21 protein-coding genes and 2 pseudogenes are annotated in these 21445 nt (G+C 47.4%); 7 read left to right on the top strand and 16 right to left on the bottom strand.

All coding sequences use genetic code 11. From position 1 onward, the window contains the following. Positions 1-269 precede the first annotated feature (269 nt). Positions 270-992 (bottom strand): NPCBM/NEW2 domain-containing protein, encoded by a 723-nt coding sequence (locus BMZ79_RS29725; RefSeq protein ID WP_090647798.1) that lies wholly within the window; start codon positions 990-992, stop codon positions 270-272. A gap of 286 nt (positions 993-1278) precedes the next feature. Here BMZ79_RS29725 and BMZ79_RS29720 point away from each other — a divergent pair, with 286 nt between their 5' ends. Beyond that, positions 1279-1752: a hypothetical protein gene (locus tag BMZ79_RS29720; RefSeq protein WP_090647795.1), complete on the top strand. Its 474-nt coding sequence runs from the start codon at positions 1279-1281 to the stop codon at positions 1750-1752. 179 nt (positions 1753-1931) lie between these two features. On the opposite strand, the gene BMZ79_RS35415 is transcribed toward BMZ79_RS29720, so the two are convergent. The 8 genes from BMZ79_RS35415 to BMZ79_RS33970 form a co-directional block, all read right to left on the bottom strand. Next, the gene (locus BMZ79_RS35415) at positions 1932-2066 is read right to left on the bottom strand and encodes a hypothetical protein (RefSeq protein ID WP_256253228.1); all 135 of its coding nucleotides are present in this window, start codon (positions 2064-2066) and stop codon (positions 1932-1934) included. 100 nt (positions 2067-2166) lie between these two features. Continuing rightward, the gene (locus BMZ79_RS34585) at positions 2167-2337 is read right to left on the bottom strand and encodes a hypothetical protein (RefSeq protein ID WP_177222418.1); all 171 of its coding nucleotides are present in this window, start codon (positions 2335-2337) and stop codon (positions 2167-2169) included. Continuing rightward, entirely contained in the window at positions 2321-3472 is a 1152-nt protein-coding gene (locus BMZ79_RS29715; protein WP_256253226.1) for a hypothetical protein, read from the bottom strand. Before BMZ79_RS29715 ends, BMZ79_RS34585 begins: the two co-directional genes overlap by 17 nt. A gap of 239 nt (positions 3473-3711) precedes the next feature. Then, positions 3712-4227 carry a hypothetical protein gene (locus BMZ79_RS29710; protein WP_090647793.1) on the bottom strand — a complete coding sequence of 172 codons (516 nt, stop codon included), beginning with the start codon at positions 4225-4227 and terminating at the stop codon, positions 3712-3714. 20 nt (positions 4228-4247) lie between these two features. Next, positions 4248-4922 (bottom strand): RadC family protein, encoded by a 675-nt coding sequence (gene radC, locus BMZ79_RS29705; protein WP_090647790.1) that lies wholly within the window; start codon positions 4920-4922, stop codon positions 4248-4250. A 568-nt stretch (positions 4923-5490) separates the two neighbouring features. Further along, positions 5491-5715 (bottom strand): hypothetical protein, encoded by a 225-nt coding sequence (locus BMZ79_RS29700; RefSeq protein ID WP_090647788.1) that lies wholly within the window; start codon positions 5713-5715, stop codon positions 5491-5493. A gap of 109 nt (positions 5716-5824) precedes the next feature. Beyond that, positions 5825-6058 carry a hypothetical protein gene (locus tag BMZ79_RS29695; RefSeq protein ID WP_256253225.1) on the bottom strand — a complete coding sequence of 78 codons (234 nt, stop codon included), beginning with the start codon at positions 6056-6058 and terminating at the stop codon, positions 5825-5827. A gap of 76 nt (positions 6059-6134) precedes the next feature. Next, a complete protein-coding gene (locus BMZ79_RS33970) occupies positions 6135-6530 on the bottom strand; it encodes a DUF4258 domain-containing protein (RefSeq protein WP_143089163.1) in 396 nt (131 codons plus the stop codon). A gap of 571 nt (positions 6531-7101) precedes the next feature. Between BMZ79_RS33970 and BMZ79_RS29690 the strand changes: the two genes are divergently transcribed. The 3 genes and pseudogenes from BMZ79_RS29690 to BMZ79_RS29680 form a co-directional block, all read left to right on the top strand. After that, entirely contained in the window at positions 7102-7569 is a 468-nt protein-coding gene (locus tag BMZ79_RS29690) for a glycosyltransferase (protein WP_090647785.1), read from the top strand. Next, complete coding sequence (locus BMZ79_RS34580; protein WP_256253224.1) at positions 7566-7781, top strand: glycosyltransferase; 216 nt, start codon at positions 7566-7568, stop codon at positions 7779-7781. The genes BMZ79_RS29690 and BMZ79_RS34580 overlap by 4 nt, the downstream gene beginning before the upstream one ends. A gap of 288 nt (positions 7782-8069) precedes the next feature. Beyond that, positions 8070-8264, top strand: a pseudogene (locus BMZ79_RS29680) (transposase); the annotation flags it as partial. Between the two features lie 560 nt (positions 8265-8824). Here BMZ79_RS29680 and BMZ79_RS29675 read toward each other — a convergent pair. From BMZ79_RS29675 to BMZ79_RS29670, 3 genes are all read right to left on the bottom strand, one after another. Next, the gene (locus BMZ79_RS29675) at positions 8825-9844 is read right to left on the bottom strand and encodes a carboxymuconolactone decarboxylase family protein (RefSeq protein WP_177222416.1); all 1020 of its coding nucleotides are present in this window, start codon (positions 9842-9844) and stop codon (positions 8825-8827) included. Positions 9845-10017: 173 nt separating this feature from the next. Then, entirely contained in the window at positions 10018-10293 is a 276-nt protein-coding gene (locus BMZ79_RS34575; RefSeq protein ID WP_177222415.1) for a DUF6220 domain-containing protein, read from the bottom strand. 113 nt (positions 10294-10406) lie between these two features. Next, a complete protein-coding gene (locus BMZ79_RS29670; protein ID WP_090647778.1) occupies positions 10407-10856 on the bottom strand; it encodes a MarR family winged helix-turn-helix transcriptional regulator in 450 nt (149 codons plus the stop codon). Positions 10857-10993: 137 nt separating this feature from the next. Here BMZ79_RS29670 and BMZ79_RS35725 point away from each other — a divergent pair. Next, positions 10994-11598: pseudogene (locus tag BMZ79_RS35725) on the top strand (MFS transporter). Further along, positions 11508-12149: a hypothetical protein gene (locus BMZ79_RS29660; protein WP_177222404.1), complete on the top strand. Its 642-nt coding sequence runs from the start codon at positions 11508-11510 to the stop codon at positions 12147-12149. Before BMZ79_RS35725 ends, BMZ79_RS29660 begins: the two are co-directional and overlap by 91 nt. A 111-nt stretch (positions 12150-12260) precedes the next feature. Here the strand turns inward: BMZ79_RS29660 and BMZ79_RS33960 are convergent, their stop codons facing one another. Then, positions 12261-12395, bottom strand: a complete 135-nt coding sequence (locus tag BMZ79_RS33960) for an NUDIX domain-containing protein (RefSeq protein ID WP_143089160.1) — start codon at positions 12393-12395, stop codon at positions 12261-12263. A gap of 258 nt (positions 12396-12653) precedes the next feature. On the opposite strand from BMZ79_RS33960, the gene BMZ79_RS29655 reads away from it, so the two are divergent. Continuing rightward, positions 12654-13493 (top strand): alpha/beta fold hydrolase, encoded by an 840-nt coding sequence (locus tag BMZ79_RS29655; RefSeq protein WP_090647772.1) that lies wholly within the window; start codon positions 12654-12656, stop codon positions 13491-13493. A gap of 727 nt (positions 13494-14220) precedes the next feature. On the opposite strand, the gene BMZ79_RS35530 is transcribed toward BMZ79_RS29655, so the two are convergent. Genes BMZ79_RS35530 through BMZ79_RS29640 form a run of 3 tightly spaced genes read right to left on the bottom strand, consistent with a single transcriptional unit; the run spans position 14221 to position 21440 of the window. After that, entirely contained in the window at positions 14221-16113 is a 1893-nt protein-coding gene (locus BMZ79_RS35530) for a glucosaminidase domain-containing protein (RefSeq protein ID WP_218154833.1), read from the bottom strand. A 40-nt stretch (positions 16114-16153) separates the two neighbouring features. Next, on the bottom strand, positions 16154-18826 hold the full coding sequence (locus BMZ79_RS29645; RefSeq protein ID WP_256253223.1) for a CD3337/EF1877 family mobilome membrane protein: 2673 nt from the start codon (positions 18824-18826) through the stop codon (positions 16154-16156). Then, a complete protein-coding gene (locus tag BMZ79_RS29640) occupies positions 18786-21440 on the bottom strand; it encodes an ATP-binding protein (protein WP_090647768.1) in 2655 nt (884 codons plus the stop codon). Before BMZ79_RS29640 ends, BMZ79_RS29645 begins: the two co-directional genes overlap by 41 nt. Between the last annotated feature and the right edge of the window lie 5 nt (positions 21441-21445).

Here is a 21445-nt window from a genome sequence, read left to right as displayed (position 1 = left end):
CTTAACAAGTTTATTCATCTATAAACATTACAAATATAGTATACAGAAATAGAAACATAGAGGTGAGAGATTTATAGTCTGTGGATAACTTTTACATCTACATCTGATTAGACGCCTTATTGTGTATTACCACTTTCCCCTCCCATAGCGTACACGCAGCAAAACCCCAAATGCATGATATCCTCGGACGCAAGAAACTTTTTGAATCTTCTCTTTCACAAACCAAATGTAAACCAAAGACGCTACATTCCTGTAGCGCCCTGGATTCATTATTGAAATAACTTTGGCTCCGCAAAAGCAGCAAAAATATCTTGATAATCTTCGCTTACAAATTCCACTTCAATCTTTAGCTTAAGAACTCCTGTTACATCTACAGTTACTTGTTTAGGATTGTCGCCACCACGAACATTTTCTACTGTAAGCAGCTCATTATCATCACCAATAAATCGATACGTAACTGAACCAGTACTATTTTTTGTATAATCGTCAATACCAACAAAACCAGTTAATTTTTTATATTTACCATTCAAATTGTATTCAATTGATGGTTGTTTACCAAGCGTATCATATGAATAATAAGCAAAGTTGATTCCCTTTTGATACGTATTATCGGCAATGGTTATTTTTTGACGTTGATAGTTTTGGTTAAAATCAATCAATGATTCATACTTTGTATTCACCCTTGCATAACTAATATCGGTTAAATATTTAAAAGCACCTTCTTTTTTTCCAATCCATGCAGTATGGTTTTTACTATCGTATGAAAATCCTTTACCTGCCGATTCAGCAATGAATTTTACAGGAGCATACATTTGACCCTTATATACGATTGCATTGTCAGATGCTGTTTTTTGAACGCCATCAAACATATATTTCACTGATTGGAATGCCACTTCGATCTTTGTTGATGACCCCGCTGCATAGGCCGCCGAGCCCGTTATTAAAGTACCGATTAGAAGTCCTGCTGCTAAACCTTTAACCTTATCCTTCATAAAATCTCTCCTCTTTAAGCACTAAAATATATAGCTAAAGATGGATATTTCGACACAATTCCTGTTTTTCCCTTCCTATTAGTTGATATTTTTTTACATTCTATTACGTTCAATATGTTAGTGTTAAGCCTCTCTTTTTTAAACCAAGACATGAAACTTATAATATCGCTCATTCGTTTTGAGATTAAAAACTTCATACATATAACCCTTCAGAAAAACGTGCAACATAAAGTCAATCTAAACGGTCTATAATGCTGCTGATTAATTTTGGAAAGGATGAAAAATTTTGTTTCGAAAAAGCAATTTTGCAACTCTATTGGTGGCGGTTTCTATATTCACAGTCACTTCACTCGGTATCGTGAATGCTCAGAGCGAAAATGAGACATTAGAAGAAAAAACTGGCGTACCCATTAATAAGTTTGTAAAGAACCCCGTAGAAGCAGCTAACCAAATCGCTACTAATTACTTCGAAGCAATTAAACAAGAAAAAGACAAAAACGGTGCCGCATTAACAAAGTTTGAAATTGTAAATACTGACGTCTCAAATCCAGAAGACATAATTGTGTCTGTTAATACAAGCTATGAAGATGGTTTATCAAACTTGCCGTCGGTCGATTATCATATCATGAAAAATGGTGATTCTTATCAAATCAAAAAACAAATTTGCGTGTTCGATATGGATATCAACTCGCCAACTTATAGAACAGTAAAAGTTTGCAAGTTCGGTGAAATTGGAGACGCCTTAAGTATTACGTTATAAATTAAGGGTGACCTCCAGTAGTCTCAAAGAACTTCACGACATATTATTTTTTCATTTAAAAAAGCCATCCTCCAAAGAGGATAGCTTTCTCCTATTTACATAATAAAAAATAAGTCGCTCGACTGTGGAGCATTACAAGTCAAACTTATAAAGGTTCTCCATTTTCTACATGCAGCACATTATTTGCTTTTTTGTCTTAATTTTTCAAGCATTGCTTCTCTTTTACCCCGACGATCAGCTAAAATTTCTTCTTGCGTCCGATCTTTGATAGGCAAGGGTCTAGGACAGAATGGAACGATCTTTTTCTTACTCATACTATTCTCCTTTCTAGCGAGAATAGTAACAAGTGTCGCCAAAGAACGGATCAAATAAACAATAAAAAGCCCCTTGGCTTCCCAAGGGGTTTAAGATACATTATCGAGTTAACTCATAAAGACGCTCGATGGATTGCTCCGAAGTGGAAGTCAGCTGACCAATCCGTTTCAGCAACTGCTCCCGCTGTTCTCGGCGCTTCTGGATAATGGTTTGTTGAGGGACATCCTTTATCACTTGAATCGAACTCACAAGATTATTTTGCTCCGGCATTTAAGTCAACCTCCTTCTGAGCGATCATTCGCTTCTGAATCGTGAGACAGAATGCATGAATCACTCTACGAATCTGACTTGAATCTATAATATCATTATTTTTAATGAGAGACAACGCACGATCATCGTCATCATCAAAATGAAAACACCACACCCACGTTTCATCCTCTAGCATGTCCATGCGAAACGCAACAACATGCCTTCCCGGATACGGATTGTTGGAATAGGCTTGTCCAGCCTCATCCTTCGCTGCTGCTACCGCAACATAATTAATATCTTCATCCAGATCAAGGTCACGCTTCTTACCTGAAGTTCCCTTGTTCATGATCATTTTAAGCGTATTGCCTTCCTTACGATATAACGAGAAACCTGAAACAAAATCCAAGTCCGTAAATACTAATGAGTCATTTACATAACGATATTGATTCTCTGTCACTGACCTAAGTACTTTGGTTAGCGTATAAACCGCATTTTCGGACTCCTCCAGCTCATCTTCCAACGTAGCAATGGCTTTTTCCTGCTCGGAGATGGTGGTTTTTAGCTCTGTGATGCTGCTTTGCATTGCGTCATGCTGACTTTGCGAATAGGCTACAACATATGCGACACTAGACGGATCTTGGTCATTTTGGCTGAATACAACACTCACAAGGTTATATAAGCCGTCAAAGGTAAAGTCAGGCTTCTTTACAAAAGGCGCCCATGCTTGCTCGAACTCCTGAGGCCGTTTTGCTTTGAAGGCTTCCACATGAAACTCTCGCCGCCCTATTGTCGCCATTTTAGAGATATAGGATTGGACGAAAGCAAAGTAAATGCCTGAAATAAGCAAAACAGCACCAGTCAGACCGACCCACAGTGGCCACTGCGCATAGTATCCCGCTCCAACCCCGACTACAATGGGTCCAATAACCGGCAGTGTAGACCAGGAGATCCCTTTTAGCAGTTTAGCATGCTTAAAATAGCCCCGAATCGTTGTGAAAGGCCCTCTCCAAGCCGTCCCACGCCATTTTTCCCCATTTTGTTTTCGCATCGTATTAATAATCGGATCGAGGTCACCCTTAATCTCGTTGAGGTAACTAAGATTCTGAACCTGCAAGGATTTAATTACCATTCCTATTTCATCACCCCAAACTATCATACATCAATACGATGAAAAATTCATAGGTTTGACGCTCCAAGCGATGAGTACATGCCTCTTTCAACACAGAGAACGAAATGTGAACTCCCTGTGAGGAGCAGCATCCTCAGTTTCTCCAATTACTCGCTGTGTTCAGATTCACCGCCTTTGTAGTTAGCAACTCGCCATCAATAATGCAAAGGGTTGGGAAACCCGGCAGCAGTCATTTACTACCCCCTCCCTTTGTTCATCAACCCATTTCAATTACTCCAGTTGTAAAGCTCTCCTAGCTGTTCCGCTACCACCACGTAATACACCGGCCTACTCTGATGCACATTGCGAATGAGCTGGGCAATTCGCCACTGTCTCTTTACCTGGCGATAATTCGCAAGGTTTAAAAGGACGAGGAAATATGCCATAAAGCGCAGGAACGTCAGCAGCGGACGAGGTGTTTGCACCGGCATACTGCCGCGGGAGCGGGATACAAACGTCAACGTATTTGCAACAAGCATACAATCCGGATTGTTCATTTGAAAAATCCGAATTGCTTCCACAATCATTCTGTGGAACTTCCGTTCTCTGGCATAATAAAAGCCATGAAGGGGCTGATAATGGAGTTCATAACCGCCATTTTTCCGAGGTAGAATAATAAAATACCGGTTTAAGTAACGATTTTGGAGACGCGCGTATAGTGATACGAACACCGAGGATACGGGGATCGCGATCAATATCAAAAGGACGATATAAATGAATGTCTCACTAGCTTCAAGTAGCATACGAATTCCTCCTAAGGCCCCTAGAACAGTCCAAGTTCACGAAGGCTGCTATGGACTCCATCCCCGATAATGACGTGATCGAGGAGCTCAATTCCTACCAACTCCCCCACCTCTGTCAGCTTTTTCGTCAAATCGATATCTGCTGGAGAAGGAGTAGTATTCCCAGAAGGATGATTATGAACCGCTACGATGGAGGATGCGCGATGCCGAATAGCGGCACTAAATACCTCCCTGGGATGCACGATCGCTGCATCCAACGTACCGATAGATATCGTTTCTCTGGCGATTACGTGATTTTTGGTGTCGAGGAATAGGCAGACAAAATGTTCCTTTTCCAAATAACGCATCTCCATCATGAAGGCCGCGACGTTTGCCGAGGACCGGATGGTTACCCGATCTTCCTTTCGAGAGACAACCTGTCTACGGCCAAGCTCGAGCAAGGAAGCTAGAAAAAAGCTCTGACGTTCATTTAGCCCATAGCGCATAGACAATTCAAACTCTGAAAGCTCGGATAGGCTACGCAAGCCATGCTGAAGCAATTCGTCGGCGAGCAACGACAAGGATCGCCCACTTGTGATGGGCTCCATCATGAGCACTAAAAGGTCGCGTGTGGAGAGTGATAAAATTTGACCGGTCAGGAAGTAGTTATTACGGATCTCCTGAACGGCAAGTGCGTTAAGCTCCTTTATTGACATCCCAATTCCTCCTTGATGTGTGTATGGAATGAAAAAGAGGTGCTTTCGCACCCCCCATCCAGCCTTATCGAGACAGCAGTTTTCCAATGACAGTATGGTTTTTCAGCGTCTGCCGCTTCTGCTGCTGAAAGGCTACCTTCATCAAGTGGATCTTGCTTAAATAATAATCTTTCATCCGAATATCGCCCCTACCACATCGTGGGGGATCGCCCCCTGCGCCAATGGCTGAGGGCTTCCTCCCAACATTATGGTTTTTTAAACCTTCGAATTACCCCTGGACCTGCTAGCCACTCAACTCAATACGAGAGTTTGACCACCGCATTGGGCTTTTTGGTTAATCTAGATCAAATCCTTCTTAAACACCTGATTAGCCTTCTTTAAGCACAACAAAGAAAGTTACCGACGGCATCTTCTCATAGTCCTCCTTGGAAGGAATGAGTCACTCATGGACCGTAAATTAAGAACCGGTCAAGCATGACGAATGTACCAACGATGTAGCAGATGTACAAAAGCACCGTCTCCTTTTTGGAAGGCCGTAGCATCACACATCATCCCTTTCTCTTTCGAATTACCCCTTGTCATATGTAGCGCCCCGACTAGTGGTGTACTTGCTCTTTACTTCAGCGAAGGTAATTTCGATATCTCCGAAAATGTTCAGTTCCTCCAGTACACGAATGTACTTGTCGACGACCTGACGATCCTCTGTTGAAATCTCCATGTTCCCCTTGGGTAAAGGTACATCCGAAATTGTAATCGTTCCGCCCTTGTAATGACGCAAGATCCTGATAAACATAGCGCTTCTCCTCCTAATGAGCTCCAATAAAAAAAGAGAGAATGACCATGCGACCATAGGCTGCAAGTCATTCTCTCTTTTATTCACCTATACGAATTGCCTCCGGCTGCTAGGATTGGAGGTGCGGACGAATAAAATCCATCGGCCCAAACCGTTCCTTCAGCTTATCAAACGATACGGTAATTGCACCGATAATCCCGTTCTTCTCAAGCAACCCCTTGTACCCGTCTACAATAACGCCATCGCCAAGCGCGATGATCGTATCGCATTCGCATTTTCGAAACGGGACGTCGACAACATTTAAAATACCTCCCTCGAAGGAGACAACCTCCGTCGTCAGCATATCCTTATACTCCCCTTTACACCGGTCACAATGCGTCATAAAATCACGCTCCTTATGACACCATTGTACCATCGTTTTAATGAACCCCCAAAGCATTTTCCAATGGTGTAATCAACTGCTGATGTCGGAAAGACGTAATCATGCAAGTAATTACACGAAAATTTATCGTGCTGACAAGCCCAATCACAACAATGAACCATTCGCCTTGTAAGCTCCTGCCGAGGATGCATCGCGAAGGGGTTACCAGACCAGAAGAACGCGAACAACGCATTCGATTAGCCTCGCTTGAGTAGCCTTCAACGATGGTGCCGGTCAGAATCGCGCATGCAATGTCCGTACGGTCATAGCCACGCAGTTCAAGTCGATCGTCCATGTAGTGTCTGGAGATGTCAGTTGAAAAACCTTCTTCTCCTGTAATGCCTTTGCGAATACACTCGAGTTCGTAGGGCCAGTTGACCTGACGATAGTGCATCTTCCAATATCCCCCCTTTGCGAATCGTAAATAAACGCAAAAAAGCCCTGGGAATAAAAAAGGCACAGCCAAATAAAAGGCATGCGCTAATCCCAAGGCAAATTCCAATTGTTGTCGAAAAACAACGCTCCTGCTTCGCTGAAAATGAATCGGCGAAGAAATAATAATCGTTAATCGTTATGTCTCGATTATACTCTAAAACTTAAAACTGGGCAATGATCCCATTCCTATTAGCAGCTTTTAACTTATGAGAGGCTGCCTTCTAGTGTATAGGTGACGCGGAAACAATGGTTTAGACTGAATGTCTCAATGACAAAACTCTTCTCGATGTAACGACCACCTTTATTGATCTCCTTTCCAGTCGGCTTATAGAAGATATACACCTCTGCCGAATTCTTCGAATGCCGTCGGAAATGACATCAAGTTCTTGTCATCGGTATGTTTTTGTCCTTTTATATTTGTCATTACGTATGTGTATCAGTTGTGCATCGCCGTGCCCTGCTCGGAATTCCGCTCATATCCTACGAGTATATGCCTATGGCGGACTTTAACTTAAGGAGCTGACGGGCACTTGAGAATTGCGCAAATCTCGACGAATACGATACCTGTTCCCCCGAAGAATTACGGAGGTACGCAGCGCGACGTGCATTATTTGACGGAGGAGTTGGTCAAACGGGGACACGAAGTTTTTCTCTTTGCAAAGAAGGGTTCTACGTCAAACGCAACTCAAACGTTTGAGTACGAATCAAACGATAAATCCAAACAACTGGACTTTATCATTAAGAACATGCCTCCGGACATCGACATCATCCACGACCATTACGGCATCGTCGCCAAGGCAAAACCTCCGATCCCGACCATCTGCCAATCTCATTCCAAGTGGATCCGATCGAACGTACAGATTCGGGTCTACGTGAGCAAGTTCATTTTGCGGAAGTACGGCAAGGGAAAGGGCTACGCCGTCTACAACGGAATGCGCATGGCGATTATACGTTCAAGAAAAAGAAACAAAAATACTTGCTCTTTCTCGGCAGGTTGATCAAAGAGAAAGGTGTTCACCTCGCCATCAAGGTGGCCAAGAAGACGAACCGCAAGCTCATCATCGCGGGCACACTGAACGACAAGAAATATTACAAGGCCAAGATCAAGCCGCATCTGAGTAAAAAAATTCGTTACATCGGCCCCGTCGGCGGCGACCGTAAGCGCAGGATGCTGGCCAATGCACACTGCGTACTAGTCAACCTGGGATGAGCCGTTCGTGCTCGTTCTCGTCGAAGCGATGGCAAGCGGCACGCCGTGCTAGGATTCCGCCGCGGCGCCGTCCCCGAGGTGTTGCGCGGCGTGCCGCGGCTTGTGTGCAACACGACGACCGGCATGGCTCCAAAGGTCCGTAACCGCAAGCGGCTGCCTAGTGCTCGGAGATTAAGGAGGTACGTCCCGAACGCACTACTCCGAACAAAACATGACGGACGCACCGGATCGAGTTCTTCCTATGAAACAAGCTGCTTAACGCTTCTTAATGAGCACGAATACTGGCTTATTCGCGGGACCTTACCCACCGGCCACTACTGGTTCAGCCTGGCTCGTTGGCTTATCACTCAAGGCATAGAAGCCGTTCTAGTTAATCCTCATCTCGTCAAAAAGAACAAGGAAAACCGAGACAACACCCCGTCTAAAAGCGATCGCAAGGACGCGCTCGTTATTGCAGATATGATCAAAAACGGGTACTACTCCCTGTTCTTTGGCATGAGAAAGTATTCGACAGCGGCAACCATCATAACTTCCATTCTGATTGTCACCGCCATCTACAATGTTTCGGGTGGCTTCTCGCTCAGTTCAATTGTCGCCATCCCCATCGCCTTGTCGTGGTTCGGAGCGATCATCGCATATGCTTTATTCCACAATATCGAGCGCAAGGACATTAATCCTGCTTATCTGTAAATTTAAGCCCTGCACTCAAATAACTAGATTCGCCCTACTTATGGTACGGTTCCCCGTATCTGAAGGGTACAATCGGATTCCTAGGTACCCTTCAGAACAAACTCTTCTTGAAGACTTGATGACTATTACAATGCCTCTAATGGTTTTAAACGATCTGCAATCTGGCATGATCAAAAATTTCGCCGTTACTTATGATACGCGTAACGAGCGTATCGGCGAATTTTAGGGCGTCCGATGTTGGATGCCCTTTTTTCAGTAACATCGGAACCGCCAGCAGCAGTACACCCCACAATTGTCTCGACATTTACTAAGATGAGTTCCTTTATTGACGAGGGGAACGCGCAGAGATTAAATTATGCAGGTACCGTCAGATGTGCCCCGACTTTTCGAGCAACCGTAAAACTGGCCCAGGCAAGCACATTCAGAAGCTGTCTATCCTCTTTAAAGAAGGCACGAAATTCATCAATAAGCGTATCATCGATTTGATAAGGTGCAGTCGCAGTCAACAGGCAAAGTCTAGCTGCGGCCCGGGACGGGGCATCGAGTGGTCTTACGACTTGTTCAACCCAGCCCCTGCCTAGTGCGGGTTTAGCTCCATCCCATTCATCTATATATTGCTTAACGACGGAACGTGTTGCATCATCCAGATCAGCTTCCCCCGCCTGATCCGCGGCTGCTGAAAGATTCGCGAATGCCTTGCTGATGACTGGACTGGAGCTCGCCCAAGATAGATCGTCCGGCAATTGAGCATCGCGCAAGAATACGAGAGAATCACCGATTGTTTTTTCTTTTTTCAAGTTCGATGAGAATAACAAAGCCACAAGCCGTTTTGTAATTTTAGAAAGAAATGGGTTTTTCACAGGAATGAGTGACTTATTCGTCAGCAGTACATCAATCATACGGGTAATGTAGTTGTTGATTACGAGTGTGCCGATGATTTCCGGTGCCTCTTTTGCAGTAAATGGCGGCTCTTGCAAGATAGGGGAATGAGGCACACGCGTCGCGAGCGTCCATTCCACAATGGATCTGAGTTTTCTATCCTGGATTTCCCCGATACGACCACCAAAGATTTGACGTGCCACATCACTCTCTCCTGCGGCCATGAGCATAGTGCTATGCGCATCCATGCAAAATGGGCATTCATTCCCTTTCGCAACCGCCGTGGCAACAACCTCCTTAATCGCTCTCGGTACAATCCCCACCATTTCCGTCTCTCGTAAAGATGCCCAAACCCCCGCAAGCAATGAGGGAGAGAGGGAGTGCATAACAAACAGGTCCCCCACTAAACCAAAATCCCTTTTGATTTGCTTGAACATGTCGAAAACTATGCCTTCGTCTGCGAAAACGGGCGTTGATTGAATATATTTGATCATGTTGTTCTCCACCTTCCATTCCGTTAGCGGATTGTCTCGACGGTCCGAATAAGAGCCATTGTCCGAAAGAATAAAATGGCGGCGATGACCGGGTGAATCGCAGCGAGCCAGTCTATCTGCTCTGAATAGATTGCGCTGAGAAACATGAGAACGATCATGCCAACCAACGCCGCTCATTGCACACGAATTGCCGCAGGATGTTTCTTCACCATTGCAATGATCAACATGATGAGCGGTAGCACGGCAAAAACGTCGGCAAAACGCGAATGTTCCGACCATCTCGCGGAGTCCGAAAACACGGCCAATCCCGCCAAAAATGCTTGTGCGATCAAACATATCGCGAACACCCAGGCCAGCGTATTTTGGAACATGGCCGGACCGGAAAACCTTTGTTGCATCACTTTTTCCTCTCTAGTATCCAACCGGTTGTTCAGTTCGTTCCTGGACATACCATCACGCCCTTCTAATAATTGTAATTACACAACTATTATATTTATGCAACTATTTTGTGTCAACAAATAAAAAGAAAGTCCGCCGATTGGCGGACCCTCCTTGGTTCGAGTCAAATCCCGTGAAACGTGGTTTGTTTGAAAGCATACAATAATGCGCGGATTCCGGCTTCGACCTGGTCCATGTCCTCGTTGGGAACTTTCTCCAGAACAGCGTTGCAGACGTGAAGCATTTTGCCATGGAGCTCCTGAAGCATACCTAAGCCATGCTCGGTCAATTGGATCAAGATCTCCCGGCGATTATCTGGATTCAGGTTGCGGGATACGACTCCGTTCTTAACCAAGGGATCAAGTAAACGGGTCAGCGTCGAAGGTTCGATGCCTAGACGGGCCGCCAAATCTCCATTGCGGTAGCTCCCCTTGTCGAGCAACATGACGATGTGCGCTTGGCGGGGTGTCAGCCCTTCCACGAAGGATTTGTCCGAGCTCAGTATTGTCGATTTGACCAGAACCTCATTGATCAGCTCGTTTAAAATGATTGGATCGATACAGGCCACCCCCATCAACGTTTAGCCCCATTGTAGTTGAAAAAGTTGTATTTTTGCAACAATTTCTGAAAGAATCATTGACAACGAGGCCGACATCATCTGATTTGTATTCATACAATTATTGTTTAAATACAAATTAGGAGTGGTGATGGATGAATGTCATTGCAGAAAATAAGCAGGCGCTACCCCAAACCGGAAATGGAAAATGGCTCGCGCTGGCCGCGCTGATGGTCGCGCAATTCATGGTGGTGATCGACATTATCGGATTGAACGTAGCCCTTCCTTCGATTCAACATTCGTTGCATTTCTTGAACTCCAGCTTGGAATGGGTGATGAGCGCGTACCAGATCGCGTTTGGCGGTTGCCTGTTGCTCGGGGGTAGGATCGCCGACCTCTTCGGGCGAAAGCGGATTTTCCTGATCGGTGCTGCGGCTTTCGCAACGACTTCGCTCTTGTGTGGTTGGCCCCGACAGCACTCTCGCTAATCCTTTTCAGGGTAATACAAGGTCTAGCTGCGGCTATTCTGTCGCCGACTTCGCTCTCATCGGTGACCCGAATGTTTCTGGAAGGCCGCGAGCGCAACATCGCGCTCGGCATCTGGGGGGCCGTATTCGGGGCTGGAGGTGCAATCGGCAGCTTACTGTCGCCGGGGCGGCCACCGTTTCGTTGGGCTCCGGTCTGCTTCTTTCTGCACTTAGCACAGCTTCAGGATCAGGGTGGAACTGGAACGTCTTCCTTCTTCTTGCCGCAGCTCTGATTCTCTGGGGAAGCTTCATTCTCATTAAAAGAAACGCTTCCTTCCCTCTAGTTCCCAAGGCGGTCATACGGATCGCCACGATGCAGGTCGGCGTCGTTATCGGGATATTGGCCGGATCTCATCATTTCTCCATGTTTTTTCTGCTAACGCTTTATATGCAAGACGTCTTGCATTTATCGGTCATCCAGACATCTCTCGGTTATTTGGCCGCGGCGCAGCCAGGAGCAGAAATGATGAGGGACGATATTGTCGTAGTCGGCGGCTATGGGAAGGTAGGGCGCATCATCTGCGAAGAGTTGACGAACCGATGGCCAGGAAAGGTGGTAGCCGCCGGCTTTCATGCTCTTCCGGGGGTGAAATCCTGCGAATTCATGAGCTTGAGGGAGGAAAGTGAATCATTTTCGAGGGAGCTTAACTATCCGCCTAATAACATCCACAATACACCCAATGGAAATATTCCTTTCAAGGAGTATATAATCTTTTTCTCTCCTGTTATGTGGGAATCGAAGTTTACCTTCGAAAAAGCCTGCGGCTTTCGTAGCCATAAATAAGATCTTGCCACCGACACAAACAGAGGGTCAGCAACCTCCAACCGGAGAACGAAGACGGCAGCCACGCTCCTGGCTGCCGTTTCTAGGTGCACTTTAACCTTGCGCGTTCTGTTACCTTAGCGTTTTATAGGAATAAATCATTATTGGGCCGCTATATTGAATAAATTCACTGTCCTTAACAGATAATCCGGTCTCCTCATTAACCTTTCGTATCATTGTCTCTTGAATAGTCTCACCTGGATTCATCTACAATTACCGTAATCGGATCGTTGCTGCAATTGAATTCTACCTTTGCCTATCTTTTATAATCTCTCGCCCGTTACAACAATTCTCATTATACGGTGTCCTTGGAATTTAAGAATATATGGAATATAATTCCATACTTAAGGGTTCGGCCCCATTTTTTAAGATCTTTTAAATCTATGTTCAAATGGTGTGAACATGTGTATTATGGGTTTGTAGTAAAGGGTCCTAAATTTTAATTTTTCTGGAGGTACCAACGCAATGGCAAAAATTACAGTAGGCAAGGAAAACAACACTCCGATTGAACTTTATTATGAGGATATAGGCGCCGGTAAACCGGTTGTACTTATTCATGGATGGCCGCTCAGCGGACGTTCCTGGGAAGCTCAGATCCCCGCACTCGTGGAAGCAGGAAACAGGGTGATCGTATATGACCGCCGAGGATTCGGTGCGTCTTCCCAACCGTGGTACGGCTATGATTACGATACCTTTGCTGCAGATTTGAATCAGTTGCTCACTCAGCTCGATTTGCATGACGTTACGCTGGTCGGTTTCTCCATGGGCGGCGGCGAGGTGGCGCGCTACATAGGCACGTACGGGACCGAACGCGTCTGCAAGGCCGTTTTTGCAGCAGCCGTGCCTCCGTATCTTTATAAATCCGCGGAATTCCCGGAAGAAGGCGTGCTGGACGAAGCTACAATCGCCATGTTCGAGCAGGGTGTCCGGAGCGACCGTATCGCGTTCCTGGACAGCTTTACCAGAAACTTTTTCACCGCTGGGGACAAGTCTGATCTCGTCAGCGAGGAGTTCCGCCTCTACAATCGGGACATCGCCGCCTTCGCTTCCCCGAAGGGCACGCTCGACTGTATTTCTGCTTTCAGTCGAACCGACTTCCGTGCGGATCTGACCAAAGTCAATGTGCCGACCCTGATTATCCACGGCGATTCGGATGCCATTGTCCCAGTGGAGGGCAGCGGCATAAAAACGCATGAAGCGATTCCAGGAAGCAAGCTCGTCGTAATTAAAGGCGGACCGCATGGCGTCAACGCCACGCATGCAGAGGAGTTCAATAAGTCGCTTTTGGAATTCATCCAAAGTTAAAGCCAACGTTCGGAACCGACCGGGCCAGATAACCGTTTAACAAAGAAAAGTTGCCAGTCTCAATAAGAGCCTTTCAGCCTATGCGAACACTGTTAGACAACCGCGTGTTTGGATGTGCTTGGATCGAACAACTATTAACTGAGGACTCAGAACCAGCGTCGCGACTGGTGAAAGTAACGCAGCGGCGATCCTACTCGGGTCCGGTTGGAGTAAATACGTTCTAAAAAGGCGTTAAAGGGGCCACGTGGGGGCGTTCTCCGGAGTGGCCCCTTTTATTTGCAAGCAGATGCAGGTCACAAAAAGTAAAAACGGTCGCCTCAAGAATGGCAGCCGTTACTAACTATTTCTCAAACATATCGTGCAGTGTTGCGCAGATAGGTTTTTTTACTGTTCTTATCTTTCTGCAGAACGATTCCAAGGTCAATCATGGCATTCTCAATACCTTGGAGCGACCGCATATGCATCATCTGAAAAGAGCTGATAGACCGATTCGGTTATATCGTGAAGCGGGTGATCTTCATCGCCGCTATCATCCACCCGATTCAATTAAAAAAATACGTCTTCATATCGATAGACTACATTCTGGCCATCAAGATTTTAGACTAAGGTGGCATCATCCATTCGGGCATTGACCATTTTAATTAGGCACGAACGTCACTAAAGGTGATTTCAAAACATCACCAAGTAAGATTTCACAATAGATTCCCCATTAATTATACGTTCATCTCTAATATTGTCCCTTTACAAAATCGACGTGAGCTACGTGGAGATCATCGGCGGAACTAGACTCCAATGTTACGGCAATAGCGTCCGGAAGATCCTTTACAAAGATACGTGGTGCTTCTAGTTCTCCAGAATAAAACGGTATCACGTTTTTGTAGTTCTCCAAATTAATGACCGGTTTTCCAGTGTAAGGATCGGTTAGGTTCGTGTAGCTTATCTGCTCTTCGGTAGAATCGTCCTCACTCCCGGTACCACTGCCAACCCCGCTTGTGCCGCCAGAACCCGTTGTACTTGTTCCCGCTCCGTTCGTGGGAGGCTTGGGCTTCTTTATCTGCGTTCGATGCACCTGACGGCCATACGTCCCATAGAGCTGCTCAATGCCAAACATAATGGTAATGGATTCCGATGTATTCACCTTTACTGGCGCCTCCGGCTTAGATGGAGGCGTCGGTGTTGATGGCGCAGTAGGTGGAAGCGGGATATACCCGTCATAGGGTACGTCCTTCCAGGGCTCACCCGTTTCCGGATCAATCCCACGATCCTGGTCGAGACTCACTAAGTTATCGTTCATCATGAGGGTTTTCAACTTGTTTGCATATTGCCCGTCCGTTGCATACGTTGCGCGCTGCAGCTCGTTTGCCCATTCAAAAGGATTCTTCTTAGAACGGGTGACGGTATACCGCGGATTTTGAATTAGAAACAGAGCATGATCATCGAAGGATGCTGTGTAATTCGGGTATGCGCGGAACGCAGCATTGACGTGATGAGTGCCGGTTGAATCTTCTTCATTCGTCCCCGAATAGCAGACGGGACCTTTCCAAGAAGAGTTGGCCTTGATCCCGAACACATTATTGCAGATATCTACTCTCCCCCAATTGGACTCAAGCGCCATTTGGGCGAGCGTCACGCTGGCTTTAATCCCCGTTCTCTTCTCGGAGTCCATGGCATAGGGTGCCCACTGGATAAAGAACGGATGATGCAAGACCCCAACCGTGGTTGGTACCGTTATAACCGGTCCTCCGCTCCCCTCATAGCCGCCTCCCGTGCCAGAGCCAAGAACAGTGCCTGAGTTCATATCGCGCGTATAGAGGGTTCCTGATTCGTTAAAAGAGGGTGCTACTGTCTCGATGTAGGCATGACTGATATAAAGGAGCGGGTTGGTCTTAAAATCGTACCCGTTCATTTCAGAGAAATTGACGTCACCAACCGCGTTGAATGCAGCTTCACTCGCCATATCGGTAATCTTACTCATGAAAAGCACATAGGGGGACGGATCAGTCGCTTCTTTCCCATCCGGCAGGTACTCAAAATGAAGATGCGGCCCGGTTGATCGGCCCGTATTGCCCGATAGACCGATGATCTGTCCTTTCTTTACGCTCTGCCCGGGGCCAACAAGCGCATTGCTTAAATGCTGATAGCGTGTCGTACCAGGCATCTCTTCATCCGTACTTTCAATGGCAACGTTAATGCCGCCGGTATTGAGCGCGTCCGGGTCGGTAGCCTTCGGGTAGATAACGGACGTTACGACACCATCCTGAGAGCTCGATACGGGGGTGCCGGTAGGCACCCCGATATCGATGCCCGTGTGAAAGCTTGGTTCACCCGTAACCGGGTGAACACGCTCCCCAAACCCATCTGTAATCAGATTCTCTAAATCCGGATTATAAATCTGAGGAGGAAGGAACCTTTCCGTAAGAATGGCACTGACAGCAAGCGACTGGCTGGAAGAGATTACGGCAGCGATGAAGTACAGGAGGAGAAAAAGACCAAGCAGGATGGCATACACCCACCAGAATCCTCCTACATGGCTCAAGAAGGTGGAGCGCAGCTTCTTTTTTAGCTGCCTCATGGCTTCTTTCTTTAGCCGCTCCTTTATGGCTCCCTTCGCAATCTTCAAGTCTAACCGAGGTAGTTTAAGAGAAACCAATGTGCAGACCCTATTCCACAACGGGGCGCTGCAGGTTCTTTCTGGTTTGCTGCGCTGTCTTCATGTTTTTCTTTACGACTTGATTCGTGTCCTCCGTTACACTCGCCTGTTGCTTCCCTACCTTTGCCCGCTGCATGACTTCGAGTTCTTGATTTAGATGGGATAGGTTGGTGGATACCTCGGGCGACACACGCTGCTTTAACGTCGAGAACACATGTACGTTCTTCTGGGCATTCAGCTCAAGCCGATCTCCCACTTCCATGCGCGCGGTTTTCGACAGCTTTTCTTGCGCGGCGTTCATGGACTTCTTCAGTTCGTTAGGAAGCTTTACCTGGCTCATATCGAGCTTGTTTTGCACCACCGGGTTGGTCGTTAGCGCCATTGGCGCCTCGCGTCTAGATGTCGCTGTAGGCAGCGCTGGGGCGTTTTTCAAGATAGACGCTGTGCTAGTCGGAGCAGCATTACGAATCGGTGCAACGGGTTGATGCACCTCCTCCACGGTTCCCGTTGCGATTCGGAATGCCTCATTCGCCCGAAGCAAGTCGTCTTTTTTCTTTCCGAACTCCGGCATCGATTCAAACTGCCAAGCGTACGAAATCCGGCCCTTTCGTGTCGTCATCACCTGGTTGATTTGATTTGTGTTCGTTAATCCGGCTTCCAGGAAACGCTCGTCCATCTTCTTTACAAATTCGGTATGATTGACGGACGCTCCCTTGGCCGCCGAGGTGTCAATCGCCGTTTTATACTCCACTTTATAACGCTGGAACAGCTCCACCATAACGAAATCGTTCACGCTGGTCTCCAGTTTGCGGTTCGTGTTCAGCGTACCTGCCCGCTGCAACTGTCCAACAACCGCCTTCGGGCGGTTGACCATGAAGGTGGATGCCTGGCGTATCGCGTTCTCGTTGGCATACATCGTCGCCGCCACTTGCTGGTCGTTCATATCCTCGGAAATACCCTGCGAGAGAATGGCTTGGCGCACGTCTCCCCCATCTTTTTGAACCGCGGACAATCTTCCTTTCTCCTCCTTCCACTCCTTGTCCATCCCACGGAAAGGATTCTTCGTATTGGTCCGGAGGTTCGCGTTGACGCTCGATACAAATGGCGTATATTGCACGGGCTGCCCCGACTCAATGGCGAGCTGCTCGGCGGCTTCCCTTTCTCGCTGGTAGCGCAGCTGCATGCTCGCCGTGGTCGCGTCATTCAGGTTTTCGTTCGACTTGGACAGGGCGCTCGGATTAAACGTGCTCGGCACCCCTTCAATCTCCTGCTTATTGAACATGCCGGTTACTTTGGAGAGACCTTTGTTATAGAGGGAGCGAGTCACATTACGCTGAACAGCATCTACCACTGCAGACTTTGCTTTCGCCGGCAATGGGATATGGCCGGCGGCTTTGGAGAAGACGGATCCGATTTCATCCTTGTATTTAAAGACGACAAAGATGACAACGGACTCGAGCAGCATGCCCGCGAACCATCCCGCTTTCGCCTTTACGGCGGCCAGGTTATAGACCATATGCCCGACCACCAACGATAAATCAAGAAAGAACATGGTGAATACGCACATGAGCATGAGACCAATTAATTTGAGAAATTGAGAGCGAACCACGGACAGTCCTGCTTCCCTCCCAGGCAACAGGGAAGCGAGCAGTGTGACCGCCATGACCATGGCGTGAATCAGCAGTTTTAGCCGAGCATAGATCGTGGCAAGCGACCAAAAGCTTAATAGGCCGATAATGATAGTGCCGAACACCGCATTACATAATAGGACAATCATCTGCTCGTCTGAACGCACATCGTTAACCGCAGGAAAATCTGTTTCCGCCGCTTTTAAGGCTACGTCTCGATCGTCTGACCAAGGCTGCGATCTCAGGACCTTATCGACTTCCGTCGTATGCGTCTCGTAGGCCGTCGCGTCGTCGAATTGCAGCATGCCATACGGCTTCATGACAAGCTCCATCCAGATTTGTTCACTAATCGCTTCGACGCCTGTCGTGGTGGATGAGCTCAAGCCGCCTGGTTTGGCCAGCCCGGCATACATCGAGGCGGCCACCTCGTTGCCCGTGTCATTCAAGAATTTTAGAAAGGTTCCTGCCTGTGAAAAGGAGGCCAATGCAACGACAAGGGCAATGAGAAAGGAGACCATCGTCTGCAGAGAATCCAGAAACCTGAATCGGACGATTTGCCAGAGCACGGCAAGCAACGTAATCGATGCAAAGACGCCAAACATCCCGCTCCAAAGGCCGTTTCCGAGGGTGCCATGACTGATGCCGGAGACATTTTGAATGATCCCCTCTGTACCGTCGATAAGGCTATTCATGTAGGAAAAGGTAAACGCCTCTCGAGCTATAAAATTGAAGAAGCGGGTGATTTGAACCCCAATTAAAAAGCCCCCGGACAGCATCTGATCGTAGATGCGACTGACACTATCATTAGCCTTCGCGCCAATCTGCCAGAAATGCCGTTCGGGGGAAACCGTTTGAAACGAATAATGAGAGGACGGGTATGTGTTGTATAACGTGCCGGTCGATGTATCTTTGGGTATCATTTCGTCCATCGCATCCGCGGACACGACCGTTGCGGATACTACGAATGCAAGGAGAAGCGTCAGTACGATGCTAAGGATAAAGCGCGAACGGGGGCTAATCATCCGAATCCTCGGCATCTGCATCATCGAGATCATGTGGATCCTCCCCTCCCACTGCTGCCTCCGCTTGATACAGCGCAAATCGCTCTAGGATGGAGAATTCATGTTCCTCTACGGGCACCTCTTCTTCCTCCGCTCGTTCAGGCGGTCTCGTATCGAAACAATCGAAGAGATGCTGAAACACCACATCGACCGAAAGCACGCCAACACGCCCATAGATGTCCTGCATGAGGCATTGCCCGTTCTCCAGGCTTCGAATCAGATCAATGTTGTCCTGCGTGCGTTCTAAGCCGAAATAAGCTAATGTGTTTTTTATTTTCTCCGTGTCTTGATCCCGAAAGGCGAATTTCATCCCGATATTCCCAGCGAGGTCACCGGCCATATCGGTCGCATTCTGCGTTGCAATGCCAAGGCCACCATTCAAGGAGCGTCCCGTCCGGATGACGCGGTTCGCCATTTCCTTGCCTATTTGCGTGGCTAGAATGGCCCAGGCTTCGTCCATATTGGCAAGCGTGAAGACGCCTCGGTCGAAATAGATAAAGGAATCCATGAAACTACCAATCGAGTACATGGTCGCGATCGACATTTTCTCGATTAAGGAATAGTTGGCCGGCGATTTCTCGACGGGTGGCATCTTCAAGTTCTGAACCTGGAGAATATTCATCGCGAAATCCATGTTGATCGATTTATGGTCGCCCTTGCCGAAGAGCAGCTTTGCGAATGACAGGTCTGCAAAGCTATGCAGAACTTCCGCAATGACTGCCGCCTCGTGACGCGTTTCCCCCATCGTACGAAGGACATCAATGCATTTTGTGAGATAGGGCTTAGGCTCAGAGGCGACGCGCATAACCGACTGGGAAATGTAACTGTATCCGATCGTGTCCGTCTTGACCGAACTGAGATAGGCCAGGATGTCCATGGCGGCTTCTTTAGCGTCTTCGATGTTCTTCAGCATGACGAACGGGTCGAGTTTACCGACATCCTCGGGTGCCGATGATAGGGTGGCGACTTGAATGTGACCTTTAAGTTCGGGCAGCATATCCGGCCAATGCGATCGTTCCCCTTTCGGATCGAACATCAGGGTCTTGCCGCCGTTAATCGTGTTTTGATAGCCAAGCAAGTTCAAGAGTACCGATTTACCACCGCCCAATGTACCTGTAATGCTAAACGAAGGCGAGCGGTTAATCTGACTGGCATGACGGAGATCCACATAGACCGGATTTTGGTTCGATCCGGTTGTGCCAATATAAAGTCCTTTCCCGTCTCCCAAGCTTTGAGTGGCCCCAATCATGCCGGCAGCAAGCGTCTCAGGCGGTATCCGTTGAATATAATCCGATACGTAACGGGGAGAACCCGGGATAAAGTCGTTGAATAAGAGCCACTGGTCGCCGGCGGGCAATTCAATTTGAATGTTGCCCATATCGCGGAAGTGGTCCTGGAAGATCTTCACGTTACTTTTCAGCATATTGAGGTCGGCATGGTACAGCCCAAACGAGACATGCGTAACGAACGTAGGGTTCTTTCGCTTCTTGTACTCATCCTCCAAGTACAACGCCTTTTCTTGTTTTTCTTGAAGATCAAGCGGAACCTGAGCATTGGCTTCGTTGATGTTTTTGACCTGGTTGTCGATATCCATTTTCTTGCGACTGAGCTTCTTGATGGCATCCCTGGACTCCAGGACGTCGACTTTAATACTCATTTGAACCGGAAACGGTAAGGTTGCGGCGCTGTACAGCCATTCGCTGCCAGGGTGGTCCATATTGTCCGGAAGATCGGAGAGTGCAAGGTACGCATGATGAATTTTCTTGTCCTCTCCATCATATGGCTGGGTTATCGTAACCCGGCGTGCACGGCTGGTATCGATGTCACCTTCGGTGAGCGTAAGGACTTGGCGGGGATCGTATAGGAAGGTTTTAAGTCCGCCTCGCAGCCCTTTTGTCTTCTTCGGACTCCAGCCATCGATGTCGGATGAACGAAGGGTAGGCTCCGCGATCCCCCACCAGAAATTTCGCTTAATCAACCATTCGATTTTTTCGTGGTCGACCCGCTCGACTTTCAGTTTTCGCGAGAGACGATCAAAGATTTGCCTCTCTTTGATGGTGTAGGCCTGCCACTCGTGTTCAAAAACCTCCGGTTCATTGAGGCCGGCAAAATGTTCAATTGTTCGCTTCGGATGTAAAAGAAGTTTCTTCACTTCGCTTGCAATGGTCCCCAGTTGATCCACGAGGTCCTTCGCTTCGTTTTTGGGGAGGTAAACGGCAATAAAGGCACGGTAATCCGCATTGTTGGTTCCGGATACCGCGTTATATCGTTCGTTTAAATAAATGTCCAGGGTGTTAATGAATTTTTTGCCCCAATTTCTTAATGGGCCTTGAAGCCGTTCTTTGAGGCGGCTGTGGTGTTCGGTTATGTCATGGGTGCGTGGCAGCCATAGAATGTGAAAACGATCGGTGAGCAGCGTTAGAAATGAGGTATGCGCAATCAGTTTATCAATTTTTTGCTGATCACTTAGGTGATCATAAACGAATGTATCAATTTCATAGATGGCCCATACGGATTTATCGTGATTAAAGATGAGATTCCCCTCAAAGTAACCAATCGGGAATTCGATGTTCACCTTGCTGACTTTTTTTTTAACGGTTATCGCCAATGTCC

It is taken from the genome of Paenibacillus sp. UNC496MF, assembly GCF_900113915.1.
Classification (GTDB): domain Bacteria; phylum Bacillota; class Bacilli; order Paenibacillales; family Paenibacillaceae; genus Paenibacillus_Z; species Paenibacillus_Z artemisiicola.
The sequence above is the reverse complement of the archived record's forward strand: the minus strand, read 5'-3'. Positions and strand labels throughout refer to the sequence as shown.